13 protein-coding genes are annotated in these 12,541 nt (G+C 66.5%); 2 read left to right on the forward strand and 11 right to left on the reverse strand.

Translation table 11 applies throughout. The features are described 5' to 3' along the window. The 9 genes from SPHN_RS01325 to SPHN_RS01365 form a co-directional block, all read right to left on the reverse strand. On the reverse strand, positions 1-336 hold the full coding sequence (locus SPHN_RS01325) for a hypothetical protein (protein WP_248520681.1): 336 nt from the start codon (positions 334-336) through the stop codon (positions 1-3). Between the two features lie 10 nt (positions 337-346). Then, a complete protein-coding gene (locus tag SPHN_RS01330) occupies positions 347-1,816 on the reverse strand; it encodes a L,D-transpeptidase family protein (RefSeq protein ID WP_432715044.1) in 1,470 nt (489 codons plus the stop codon). Positions 1,817-1,966: 150 nt separating this feature from the next. Further along, positions 1,967-2,776 carry a TrmH family RNA methyltransferase gene (locus SPHN_RS01335; protein WP_248520682.1) on the reverse strand — a complete coding sequence of 270 codons (810 nt, stop codon included), beginning with the start codon at positions 2,774-2,776 and terminating at the stop codon, positions 1,967-1,969. 107 nt (positions 2,777-2,883) lie between these two features. Continuing rightward, positions 2,884-3,159 carry an HPr family phosphocarrier protein gene (locus SPHN_RS01340; protein ID WP_248520683.1) on the reverse strand — a complete coding sequence of 92 codons (276 nt, stop codon included), beginning with the start codon at positions 3,157-3,159 and terminating at the stop codon, positions 2,884-2,886. Next, positions 3,156-3,563, reverse strand: coding sequence for a PTS sugar transporter subunit IIA (locus tag SPHN_RS01345; protein WP_056058662.1), 408 nt, complete (start codon positions 3,561-3,563; stop codon positions 3,156-3,158). The genes SPHN_RS01340 and SPHN_RS01345 overlap by 4 nt, the downstream gene beginning before the upstream one ends. Before the next feature lie 15 nt (positions 3,564-3,578). Next, positions 3,579-4,493 carry an RNase adapter RapZ gene (gene rapZ / locus SPHN_RS01350; RefSeq protein ID WP_248520684.1) on the reverse strand — a complete coding sequence of 305 codons (915 nt, stop codon included), beginning with the start codon at positions 4,491-4,493 and terminating at the stop codon, positions 3,579-3,581. Next, entirely contained in the window at positions 4,490-4,921 is a 432-nt protein-coding gene (locus tag SPHN_RS01355; RefSeq protein ID WP_248520685.1) for an HPr kinase/phosphorylase, read from the reverse strand. Before SPHN_RS01355 ends, rapZ begins: the two co-directional genes overlap by 4 nt. A gap of 9 nt (positions 4,922-4,930) precedes the next feature. Then, positions 4,931-6,514, reverse strand: coding sequence for a sensor histidine kinase (locus SPHN_RS01360; RefSeq protein WP_248520686.1), 1,584 nt, complete (start codon positions 6,512-6,514; stop codon positions 4,931-4,933). Continuing rightward, complete coding sequence (locus tag SPHN_RS01365; RefSeq protein ID WP_187504848.1) at positions 6,483-7,190, reverse strand: response regulator transcription factor; 708 nt, start codon at positions 7,188-7,190, stop codon at positions 6,483-6,485. Before SPHN_RS01365 ends, SPHN_RS01360 begins: the two co-directional genes overlap by 32 nt. Positions 7,191-7,368: 178 nt before the next feature. On the opposite strand from SPHN_RS01365, the gene SPHN_RS01370 reads away from it, so the two are divergent. Continuing rightward, entirely contained in the window at positions 7,369-8,979 is a 1,611-nt protein-coding gene (locus tag SPHN_RS01370; protein WP_248520687.1) for a phosphoenolpyruvate carboxykinase, read from the forward strand. A gap of 171 nt (positions 8,980-9,150) precedes the next feature. Here the strand turns inward: SPHN_RS01370 and SPHN_RS01375 are convergent, their stop codons facing one another. Together SPHN_RS01375 and SPHN_RS01380 are read right to left on the reverse strand one after the other, a co-directional pair. After that, positions 9,151-9,600 (reverse strand): NfeD family protein, encoded by a 450-nt coding sequence (locus SPHN_RS01375; protein WP_248520688.1) that lies wholly within the window; start codon positions 9,598-9,600, stop codon positions 9,151-9,153. Continuing rightward, a complete protein-coding gene (locus SPHN_RS01380) occupies positions 9,600-10,586 on the reverse strand; it encodes an SPFH domain-containing protein (RefSeq protein WP_248520689.1) in 987 nt (328 codons plus the stop codon). Before SPHN_RS01380 ends, SPHN_RS01375 begins: the two co-directional genes overlap by 1 nt. Positions 10,587-10,705: 119 nt before the next feature. Here SPHN_RS01380 and guaB point away from each other — a divergent pair, with 119 nt between their 5' ends. Continuing rightward, positions 10,706-12,163 (forward strand): IMP dehydrogenase, encoded by a 1,458-nt coding sequence (guaB, locus tag SPHN_RS01385; protein ID WP_248520690.1) that lies wholly within the window; start codon positions 10,706-10,708, stop codon positions 12,161-12,163. Positions 12,164-12,541 lie beyond the last annotated feature (378 nt).

Here is a 12,541-nt window from a genome sequence, read left to right on the forward strand (position 1 = left end):
CTACTGCTGCGGTTCGGCGTCGTTCTCCACCGGAACCTCGTCCCGCGTCACGCGCGCCGTCATCCCCGTCGCATCCGCGTCATCCAGCATCTGCTCGTCCGGCGCGATCGGCTTCTCGCGTGGCGGTTCGACCACGGCGGGAGCTGCCGGAGCCGCTTCGACCGGTGCAGCCTCGACCGGGGCAGGGGCTGCCTCGGACTCGGTCACGCCGGTATCCTCGACCATGTTGGTATCCGTCGGCGGCTGCTCGGGCTCGGAGCTCGAACAGCCGGCTAGCGCCATCGCGGCAAGCAGACCGCCGGCGATGGCGGTACGGGTACGGGTGGACATCGTCATGGCGTTTCTCTCAGCGAGCGGCGATCGTCTGGCGTGCGGTGCGCGCCTCGATCTTGGAAGCGAGGATGCCGTCCCAGTCATAGGGATCGGCGCGGAAGTTCATCTGGCCGTTGCCGCTGGCAAACGCGGTCCAGTAGAGCAGGTAAACCGACACCGGCTTCACGAGGCGCGCACGCACCGTGTCGCCCTTTGCGACCGCGGCGTCGACCGTCTCGGGCGTCCAGGCGGGATCGCCCTTGAGCAGCAGGTCGGCAAGTTCGCCCGGCTTTTCAAGGCGTACGCAGCCATGGCTCGAAAGTCGACTGAAGCTCGCGAACTTGGCGCGGCTCGGCGTGTCATGGAGGTACACTGAATAATCATTGGCGAAATCGAACTTGAAGCGGCCGAGCGCGCTCTGGTCGCCGGCCTGCTGCTGCAACCGCTTACCATCAATCACCTTGAAGCCGTTGCGCTTGAAATAACCGGGGTTCGCGCGCTCTTTCGGCCACAATTCCTTCGTGGCGATCGAGGTCGGCACGTTCCACGGCGGATTGATGACGATGCTGTGGATCGTCGAGGAGAGCATCGGCGTCTCGTCGCCCGGCCGGCCGGTTACCGCGCGCATCGACTGCACCGGGGTATCGCCGTCGAACACGGTGAGCACGGCGGCAGCGATGTTTACCTGAATGCGATCACGCGGCAGATCCTGCGGGAGCCAGCGCCAGCGCTCCATGTTCGCCATGATCTGGCGCACGCGATCTTTCGCCGACACGTTCAGCGCGGCGAGCGTCTGGGTCGAGACGATGCCGCTGGGGTTGAGCCCGTAGCGGCGCTGGGCGCGACGGACCGCATCGAGCAGGCCCGCGTCGAACGTATCGCCGCTGGTCGAGACGTCCTTGTCCTCGGCCGCGAGCCGCTTGCGGAGCGCGATCACCCGCGCGCCTGTAGCGCCGAGCGTGAAGTCCGGCCCCGAGGCGAGCGGCGACCAGCCACCGGCAGCGGCGATCGAACGGTAGTTCTGGAGCCCCTTGCGAAGCCCATCATAGCCTGCATAGGGCGGCGGCAACGACGCGAACCACGCCGCGATCCGGTCGAGCCGGATCGCGTCGGCGAACGCCGGGGTGGGATCGTATGCGGGCGGGCGCAGGCCCCAGTCCCGCTGGAAATCGGCCTCGCTGAGCCGACCCGCATGGACCGCGCGCGCATGGTCGAGCGCGGCGCGGACGAGTTCCTCCTTGGTCGGCGCGGTGGTCGACGCGGTCGCGGCGGACTTGAGGCCCTGCGCGACGATGTCGCCGTTGAGCAGCTTGTCGAGCAACGTCGCCTGCGCATCGCTCAGTGGCGGCACGGTAATGACCGGCGGGGCCAGCGTCGGCGCGGCCATCGGGCTGACCGTCGGCGTCACCGTCGGGGGCGTAACCTGCTGTGCGGCCAACGGCGTCGCCATGAGCAGCGGCATCGCGGTCGCCGTCGCGGCAACCGCGATCGCCGACCGGATCATACCGGCCTTCACTCGTCCATCATCCAAACCGCGCGCCATACTCATCCTGTCTAACCGTATCTCGTCGACGCTTTCGCACGACGTAGCTCTCCCTTAGCTGAACCGGAGTCGCTAAGCATCGCCAATCGGGCCGATTTCGTCGGTTCGAGCCTAAGCCGCGGATTTTTGCTGCCGGGCGAGAACCTCATACGCCATCACCGCGGTCGCGACGGCCGCGTTGAGGCTGTCCGCCTTGCCGAGCATCGGGATCTTGACCAGCACGTCGCAGGATTCTGCCATCTCGGGCGGCATGCCCTGCGCTTCGTTGCCGGTGAGCAGGAAGGTCGGGCCGGTATAGGTGGCCGAGCGGTAGTCGGTATCCGTATCGAGGCTGAGCCCGACCAACTGACCGGGCCCGGCGCGCAGCCACGCGTGAAACGGCTCCCACTCCGTCTTGACGACGGGGATCGTGAACAGCGCACCCATGCTCGCGCGCACCGCCTCGACGGAGAAGGGATCGACCGACTCGCCGATCAGGATCAGCCCGCCCGCGCCGACCGCGTCGCCGGTGCGCAGGATCGTGCCCAGATTGCCGGGATCGCGCAGCCGCTCCGCGACCAGCCAGATGCCGGCGCTGTTGCGGTCGAGGTCTTCGAGCCTGGCGTCGAACTCGTCGAACACGCCGACCACGGCTTGCGGGTTGTCCTTGCCCGACAGCTTCGAAAGAATGTCCGGCGTCGTCTGGATCGACTCGCCGCCCGCCTCCTCGACGTCCATCGACAAAGCATGGACCAGCGGATGGTTCGCGCTGGCCGCCGCGTAGAACAGGGTGCGGGGCAGGCGGCCCGTCTCGCGCGCCTCGGTGAGGATGCGCAGGCCCTCCGCCAGGAACTGCTTGGCCGCACGCCGATGGCGCTTGTCGCGCAAGTCGCGGACATACTTGATCAGCGGGTTGGAAAAGGCGGTTATCTCGCGGGGCATTTAGCTCCCCTTCCGTTTGCGGGAGGGGTTGGGGGAGGGGTTTGTAAACACGCCGCCGCTCATGCCCTCCCCCGACCCCTCCCGCAAGCGGAAGGGGGGGAAGAACGTCAATCCTCGCCGAACTTCGCCTCGACCAGTTCGGCGAGCGCAGCCACGGTATGCTCCGCACCGTCGCCACTCGCGCTGATCGTGATCGCGTCTCCCATCGCCGCGCCGAGCATCATCAGCCCCATGATCGAGGTGCCGGTGACGTGATCCGACCCGTCCTTGGTCACGCGCACCTCGACACTATGCGTCGAGGCGAGCGTCACGAACTTGGCACTGGCCCGCGCGTGGAGCCCGCGGCGGTTGGTGATCTGGACGGTGCGCGAAACCTCGCTCACGCCGCAGCCTCGCCGAGAACCTCGGAGGCTACCGAAATATATTTGCGACCCGCCTCACGGGCAGCCGCGACGGCGGCGACGACGGTCATCGACTTGCGCGCCGACCCGAGCCGGATCAGCATCGGCAGGTTCATCCCCGCGATCACCTCGATCCGGCCGCGCTCCATCAGCGAGATTGCGAGGTTGGAGGGGGTGCCGCCGAACAGGTCGGTCAGCACGATCACGCCCCGCCCGACGTCGACCGCCTGGATCGCGGCGGCGATATCCGCACGCCGCTCCTCCATGTCGTCATCGGGACCGATCGCGATCGGCGCGACGCGCTCCTGCGGGCCGACGACGTGGATCATCGCGCGAACGAATTCTTCGGCCAATCGACCGTGCGTTACCAGAACAAGGCCGATCATGTCAGCGTTTCATACTCATAAGACGACCGGTGATCCCTCGAGCGCATCCTGCGGTGCGGCCCCTAGGTCGCGGTGGTCGACACTGGGGGAAAAACCCGCTTCGCGCAACCGTCGGCCGATCCGTTCGGCGACATGAACCGACCGGTGTCTCCCTCCGGTACACCCAATCGCGACCGTCACGTACGACTTGCCTTCCGCCCTGTAGCGCGGGAGCAACAGCATCAGCAGCTCCTCGATCCGACTCACCGCCGCCTCGTACGCGGGATCGGCCATGATGTAGGCGGACACGTCACCGTCGAGCCCGGTACCGGGACGCAGCGTGGCATCCCAGTGCGGGTTGCGCAGAAACCGCATGTCGAACACCAGGTCGGCGTTGCGCGGCAGGCCGCGCGCGAAGCCGAACGAGCGGATCGACAACGTCGGCTCGCCGAGACGATCGCCAGAGAAATTGGCGCGGATCTGTTGCGCGAGTTCGTTAGCCGACATCTCGGTCGTGTCGATCAGCCGGTTCGCCCAGTCGCGCAGCGGCGCGAGCAGATCGCGCTCGCGGCCGATGCCGTCTATCGCGGGCCGGTCCAGCGCGAGCGGATGGCGCCGCCGCGTCTCGGAATATCGCCGCTCGAGTTCGGCGGCCGAGCAATCGAGGAACAGCGTGCCAATTTCGAGACCGTGGCGATCGCGGAATTCGCGAATCCGGCGAACGATCCGCTCGGGGTCGAAATCGCGGGTACGCGCGCCGATGCCGATCGCGAGCGGCTGCGAATCGTCGGGCGAACCCTCGGGGAGGGGCGCATCGAGCAATCGGTCGAGCAACAGCAGAGGCAGGTTGTCGACGACCTCCCAGCCGAGATCCTCCAGCGTCTTGAGGACGGTCGATTTGCCGGCCCCCGACATGCCGGTGACGAGAAGGATGTCCTTCGGACGGGTCATTTTAAAGGCTCCGGATTGCGCAATGCGAGTTCGACCTTGATCGGGGCGGACGCTTCGAAGGGGGCGACCGCGAACTGGCGGACGTCGATCCCCGCGATCTTCCGGGCACGGCGTTCCGGCATCCGCTCGATCGCGCCGTCGACCCGGACGAGCAGGCCCACCGGAACGTCGTCGACATGCGGCATGGCGAGGATGCCGATGCCGCGGACTTCGATCCGCCCGGCGATCGTCGTCGGTGCCCGCGCGAGGAGGATCTTGCCCGAGCGTACCACGAGCGTCTGGTCGTCGCTGACGAGGATCGCGCCACGGTCGATCAGGCGCAGCGCGAGGTCGGACTTGCCCGATCCCGACGCGCCCTCGATCAGCACGGCAAGCCCGTCGATCGCGACCGTGGTGGCGTGTAGCCGATCGGAGGAGGGGACTGCCACGTGCGGCTCTTACATCGGCATTTCGGCGAGCGGTAGTCGCACGACGAAGCGCGCGCCGCCGATCCGGTCCTCTCGCGATTCGACGAAGATCGCGCCCTGGTGCCCGTCGACGATGGTCCGCGCGATCGCGAGCCCCAGGCCCGAATGCTGGCCGAACGTCTCGCTGTCCGGACGGACCGAGTGGAACCGCTTGAACACGTCCTCGCGTGCTTCGTCGGGTACGCCCGGGCCCTCATCCTCGACGCGGATGACGAGTTCGTCGCGGTCGGGGATCGCGGAGATCGCGATCAGGCCGCCGTCGGGCGAGAAGGAGAGCGCGTTGTCGATCAAATTCTCGAACACACGTTCGAGCCGTGCACCTTCGCCGAGGACGATCGTGCGGTCGTCGGGATTGCGGTCGAACAGGACGCGGATCCCACGCTCGATCCCGCGTGCGTCGCGTTGCGCGACCAGCCCGTCGATCATCGCGGCGATATCGACCGGCTCGAACTTGGCGCGGCTCAGCTGGGCGTCGAGTCGCGAAGCCTCGGAGATATCGGACAACAACCGGTCCAGCCGCTGGACGTCGTCGCGGACGATCGCGAGCAACTGCGCCTGGAGCGCCGGGTCCTTCACGCGCGACAGGCCCTCGACCGCGGACCGGAGCGAGGCGAGCGGGTTCTTCATCTCGTGCGTCACGTCGGCAGCGAACGCCTCGGTCGCGTCGATCCGCGCCCTCAGCGCAAGGCTCATATCCGACAGCGCCCGCGCGAGCATGCCGAGTTCGTCGCGGCGCGAGGGGAGGCGGGGCACCACGACCTCCCGCGCCCGCCCGAGCCGCACCCTCACCGCCGCCCGCGCGAGGCGCCGCAGCGGCCGGACGATCGTCCGCGCGAGGAACAACGACAGCAGGATCGACACGATCGACACGCCGAGCAGCACCATGCTGAGCCGGAACCGCTCGATCCGCACCGTCCGGGTGATGTCGCGCGCGTTCACCGTCGTCATCACGACCCCGCCGGCGCGAAGCGGCGCGGCGGCGGTGATGACCGGCGTCCGATCGGGCGCGCGCCAGACCGTCGTCGCAACCCGGCGTCGCGCCTGTGCGGTGGCGACGTCGGGCCAGCGCTGGCCCTCGTTCCGCTCGCGGTAGAGTGGTGGCCGCGGCGCCATGACGACTACGTCGATCACCGCGTCGAGAAACCGCGCAATGACCTGGTCGCGGTCCTCCTTGTCGGGGTCCTGCAAGACGAAATTGCGTAGCCCGAGCGTCCGACTGTCGACGATCGTCGTGCTGCCAGGGTCGAACACGCGGATTCGCGAACCGGTATCGGCAGCCAATCTCAGCACCAGCGGGTTGCGCTGCGCAGGATCGACCGACGAGATCGCCTCGCCGATCAGCCGCGCCTCGCGCGCGGTCTGTGCGACGCGGCTGTCGACGATCCGGCTGCGATAGGAATCGAGATAGAAGAACCCGCCTGCGAGGAGCAGCAACGCGAAGATGTTGACCGCCAGGATGCGCCGCGTGAGCGAGATCTGTCCCGACCAGCGCAGCGTGAGATCGCGGCCGTCGTCGCCGAGCTCATTCCTCAGAAAATCGATACCCGGCACCATATAATGTCTCGATTGCGTCGAACGCGGGATCGACCTGCCTGAACTTGCGGCGGAGTCGCTTTATGTGGCTGTCGATGGTCCGGTCGTCGACATAGATGTCGTCCTGATACGCCGCGTCCATCAACTGGTTGCGCGTCTTGACGATGCCGGGTCGTTGCGCAAGCGTTTCGAGGATCATGAACTCGGTGACCGTCAGCGTCACCGGCTCGCCGCCCCACAACGTCCGATGTCGCGCCGGATCCATGCTGAGCCGGCCGCGCGCGAGCGGTCCGGCAGCTTCCGCTTCGGTTTCGGTGCCCGGCGACTGCGCGAGTTCGGTCCGGCGCAGGATCGCGCGGATGCGGGCGATCAACAGCCGCTGCGAGAACGGCTTGGCGATATAGTCGTCGGCGCCCATCGCGAGCCCGAGCGCCTCGTCGAGCTCGTCGTCCTTGCTGGTGAGGAAGATCACCGGGATCTGGCTCTTCTCGCGCAGCCGGCGGAGCAGTTCGAGCCCGTCCATGCGCGGCATCTTGATATCGAAAATCGCGAGGTCGGGCGGATTGTCGGTCAGCGCCTTCAACGCGGTCTCGCCGTCCGAATAGACGCGCGTGACGAAGCCCTCGGTCTGCAGCGCGATCGACACGGAGGTCAGGATGTTGCGGTCGTCGTCGACCAGCGCGATCGTTGCCGTCATTACTGGGTCGCCTGCCTCGGTCGTTGGCGTATCGGCCTAGGCCAATCCGCGACCGCACTCAACTAAGACCGTATCGGGACAGCGTCATCGATCAGCGTATTTGACCCGTCGAAACGCGCCCCGTACAGCCGCTCGCAACGACATACATACGTATGCGAAAAATATCTGGAGAGATGCTTTGTCCAACGAACGTATTCCTGCCGGCGGCCTAGCCGCGCAGGGGATAGAAACCCGCGCCACCCTGCATTGGAACCTGGTCACCGCGCAGCTTGTCGAAGCCGCGCTCGAGCGCGGCGAGGGAACACTGTCCGCCGATGGTCCATTGGTTGTCGAGACCGGCGCGCATACCGGGCGCTCGGCGCAGGACAAGTTCATCGTCCGCGATGCCGAGACCGAGACGACCGTCTGGTGGGGCAAGAGCAACAAGGCGATGGAGCCCGCGCATTTCGCCGCGCTGAAGGAGGATTTCTTCGCCGCGCTGGCCGCCAAGGACGAACTGTTCGTGCAGGATCTGTACGGCGGATCGCAGGTCGACCACCGCGTGCAGGTCCGCGTCGTTACGGAACTGGCGTGGCATAACCTATTCATCCGTACGATGCTGGTGCGGCCGGAACAGGCTGCGTTGAAGGACTTTGTCGCGGACTACACGATCGTCGACCTGCCGAGTTTCCGCGCCGATCCTGCGCGCCACGGCTGTCGCAGCGAGACGGTGATCGCGGTCAACTTTACCGACAAGCTGATCCTGATCGGTGGCACTAAATATGCCGGCGAGATGAAGAAGTCGGTGTTCGGCCTGCTCAATTATCTGCTCCCGCCGACCGGCGTGATGCCGATGCATTGCTCCGCCAACATGGGCGTGAACGGCGATACCGCGGTGTTCTTCGGCCTGTCGGGCACTGGCAAGACGACGCTCTCGGCGGACGCGAGCCGGACGCTGATCGGCGACGACGAGCATGGCTGGTCGGATACGGCCGTCTTCAATTTCGAGGGCGGGTGCTACGCCAAGATGATCCGCTTGTCGCAGGATGCCGAACCAGAGATCTTCGCGACCACCAAGCGGTTCGGCACGGTGCTCGAGAACGTCGTGATGGACCCGGCGACGCGCCTGCTCGACCTTAACGACCACACGCTCGCCGAAAACAGCCGCGGCGCATATCCGATCGACTTCATCCCGAATGCCTCGGCCGAGAACATGGGGCCGGTGCCGCGCAACATCGTCATGCTGACCGCGGACGCCTACGGCGTGCTGCCGCCGATCGCCAAGCTGACGCCCGACCAGGCGATGTACCATTTCCTATCGGGCTACACCGCACGCGTCGCCGGGACCGAGATCGGCGTGACCGAGCCCGATGCGACCTTCTCGACCTGCTTCGGCGCGCCGTTCATGCCGCGGCATCCCTCGGTCTACGGCAATCTGCTCAAGGAGCGGATCGCGAAGGGCGGCGTCGATTGCTGGCTGGTCAACACCGGCTGGACCGGCGGCAAATACGGCGTCGGCAACCGCATGCCGATCAAGGCGACGCGGGCGTTGCTGAACGCGGCGCTAGACGGGAGCTTGAACGACGCCGAGTTCCGGACGGACCCGAACTTCGGGTTCCAGGTGCCGGTGAGCGTACCGGGCGTAGACAGCGCGATCCTGGACCCGCGCACGACCTGGGCGGACAAGGACGCGTATGACGCGACGGCGGCCAAGCTGGTCGACCTGTTCGTCGAGAACTTCGCCCAGTTCGCCGAGCATGTCGACGAAGGCGTGCGGCAGGCGGCGCCGAAGGTGCGGGAGACGGCGTAACTTAAAACTCCCCTCCCCTCGGGGAGAGGAAGGGGCCCGCACGACGCAGTCGGGTGGGAAGGTGAGGGCACGGTCCTGCTTGGCTTGCCCTTTCCCCATTCGTCATCCTGACGAAAGTCAGGACCCAGAGTACCAGGCGTTGCGTCTCGTGGCTCTGGGTCCTGACTTTCGTCAGGATGACGGGTCGAGGGGCTCCACCACGACTTCACCGCCGACAACCGCCGCAATCCGAACCCGCGTCCCAACGCCCGCATTCTCACCACGAGCCGGCCAACTCCCGTCCCCCACCAGCACCCGACCACGCCCCCCGACCAGCGCCGTCTCCACCACCACGACCTGCCCCACCAACCGCGCCGACCGATCGTTCAACATCGGATCCCCGCCCTCGACCGGATAATCCCGGTACCAGCGCTTCCCGATCAGCACCGTCACCGCACTCCACATCGCAAACGCGGCCAATTGCGCCGCCACCGGCAAGTCCGGCAACGCGAACACCGCGACCCCGGTCACCGCCGCAGCGATCGCCAGGAACACCAGGAACACCCCCGGCACCACAAGCTCGGCGATCCCCAGCACGAGCGCCGCGATCAGCCACGCGCCAGCCGCCCCAATCGCATCCATCAGCTTTTCGGAAGCTCAGTCGACCCAGACAACTCGAACGGCCCGCGAGCGGCAGGGTTGGCCGGCGGCGGCGCGACCGCATCGCGCAACGCATCCTTCGCCAACTCGCCAATCCCGCCAAGCGTCCCCATCAACTGTGTAGCCTCGACCGGAAACAGGATCGTCTTCGCATTCGGAGACGTGGCAAACTTCCCGATCGCCTCCACATATTTCTGCGCGATGAAGTAGTTGATCGCCTGCGCGCCGCCCTCCTCGATCGCCTGCGATACCGCCCGCGTCGCCGAAGCCTCCGCCACCGCCGCCCGCTCACGCGCCTCCGCGTCACGGAACGCCGACTCCTTTCGCCCCTCGGACTCAAGGATCCGTGCCTGCTTCTGCCCCTCGGCGCGCAGGATTTCCGAAGCCCGCGAACCCTCCGCATCCAGAATATTCGCCCGCTTCTCGCGCTCGGCCTTCATCTGCCGTCCCATCGCATTGACGATGTCGGCCGGCGGCCGAATGTCCTTGATCTCGACGCGCGTGATCTTCACCCCCCACGGCGTCGTCGCATGATCGACCACGTTGAGCAGCCGCGCATTGATCTCGTCGCGCTTCGACAGCGTTTCGTCGAGGTCCATCGATCCCATCACCGTGCGCAGGTTGGTCGTCGTGAGTTGCAACAGCGCCTGGTACAGGTCCGACACTTCGTACGCAGCCTTGGCCGAGTCGAGCACCTGGAAGAACACGACCCCGTCGGTCGAGATCATCGCATTGTCCTTGGTGATGATCTCCTGGCCTGGGATGTCGATCACCTGCTCCATCATGTTCACTTTCCGCCCCACCCGGTAGAAGAACGCGGGGTAGAAGTTGAAGCCGGGCCGCGCGACCGTGGTGAAGCGGCCGAAATGCTCGATGGTGTATTGATAGCCCTGGTGGACGATCTTGATGCTGGTGAAGAGGTACAGCAGCACCAACGCCAGCAGGAGCGCGGCAACGATCAGGCCCATCGGTTTATCCCCATCCGTGTATCGCACCGCTATAGCACGTACGCGAAGGAGAGGCCTAGCCGTACGCCGCGCGTTTGGTTACATGGCGCGCCACCTCACACCCAGGAACGGCAGCTCTCATGGATATCCGCCTCGGCCTCACATTCGACGACGTCCTCCTGTATCCGGGGGAATCGGACGTGCTGCCAAGCCAGGCCGATACCCGGACGCAGGTGACGCGCGGCATCGCGCTCAACATCCCGATCCTGTCCTCCGCGATGGACACCGTCACCGAAGCCGACATGGCGATTGTCATGGCGCAGCTCGGCGGCATCGGCGTGCTCCACCGCAATCTGACGATCGAGGAGCAGGTGGTGGCCGTGCGCCAGGTCAAGCGCTTCGAATCGGGCATGGTGGTCAACCCGATCACGATCAGGCCGACCGCGACGCTTGGCGAGGCGCAGGCGCTGATGTCCGGGCACCGGATCAGCGGCATCCCGGTGGTCGAGGCGGACGGCAAGCTCGTCGGTATCCTCACCAACCGCGACGTGCGGTTCGCGGGCGATCCGAAACAGCCGGTCAGCGAGTTGATGACGCACGAGAACCTCGCCACCGTCTCGACCGAAGTCGGCAAGGAAGAGGCGCGCCGCCTGCTCCACGCCCGCCGCATCGAGAAACTGCTGGTCGTCGACACCCAATATCGCTGCGTCGGCCTGATCACCGTCAAGGACATCGAGAAGGCAGTGATGTTCCCGGATGCGACCAAGGACGAGGCGGGCCGCTTGCGCGTGGCGGCCGCGACGACGGTCGGAGACAAGGGCTTCGACCGGACCGAGCAGCTGGTCGACGCCGGCTGCGACCTGATCGTGATCGACACCGCGCACGGCCACAACCGTGACGTCGGCCGCGCGGTCGAGCGCGTGAAGAAGCTCTCCAACTCGGTGCAGGTGGTGGCGGGCAACGTCGCGACCGGCGAAGCGACGCGCGCGCTGATCGGTGCAGGCGCGGACGGGATCAAGGTCGGCATCGGCCCCGGCTCGATCTGCACGACACGGGTGGTTGCCGGCGTCGGCGTGCCGCAGCTGACCGCGGTGATGGATTGCGCCGAGGCAGGCCACAAGGCTGGCGTTCCGGTAATCGCCGACGGTGGTATTCGTACCTCGGGCGACATGGCCAAGGCGCTCGCGGCGGGCGCATCGACGGTGATGATCGGCTCGCTGCTCGCAGGCACCGACGAGGCCCCTGGAGAGACGTTCCTGTACCAGGGCCGTGCTTACAAGTCGTACCGCGGCATGGGCTCGGTCGGCGCGATGGGCCGCGGGTCAGCGGATCGTTACTTCCAGGGCGACATCAAGGACCAGCTGAAGCTCGTGCCCGAGGGTATCGAGGGACAGGTCGCGTACAAGGGCCCGGCACGGGATGTCGTTCACCAGCTCGTCGGCGGCATCAAGGCGGCGATGGGGTATACGGGTTCCGCGACGATTCCCGATCTCCAGGCGCGCGCGGAGTTCGTCCAGATCACCGGAGCCGGGCTGATGGAGAGCCATGTCCACGACGTGACGATCACGCGCGAAGCGCCAAACTACCCGACACGGTAAGGCGCGGGTGGTTGGCGAGGGCTCGGCTAGGCGCCTCGCTGCTCTCCCGCGAAGGCGGTAGCCCAGTCTGGATCTTCACCTTCGCGGGGAAACACGATTTGCGCGCTCGGCTCAAAGGGCCCTCCAATATTCCGTCATCTGGGCGAACGCCGGGACCCACGGACACGGCGGACCCAGCGAAGCGCGCAACCATCACCCAAACCGCAACCATGGGTCCCGGCGTCCGCCGGGATGACGGGGGGGGCAGGAGGCACCGTGATCTTGACCGAGCCCCGAATTTATTCCCCTCGCGCCAGCGGGAGGGGCTAGGGGAGGGGATGATGACGAACACCCCCTACCAAACCTCCCCCCGAACCCATGCGAAGTCGGGAGCCAACA

It is taken from the genome of Sphingomonas faeni (assembly GCF_023195535.1).
GTDB lineage: Bacteria > Pseudomonadota > Alphaproteobacteria > Sphingomonadales > Sphingomonadaceae > Sphingomonas > Sphingomonas faeni_B.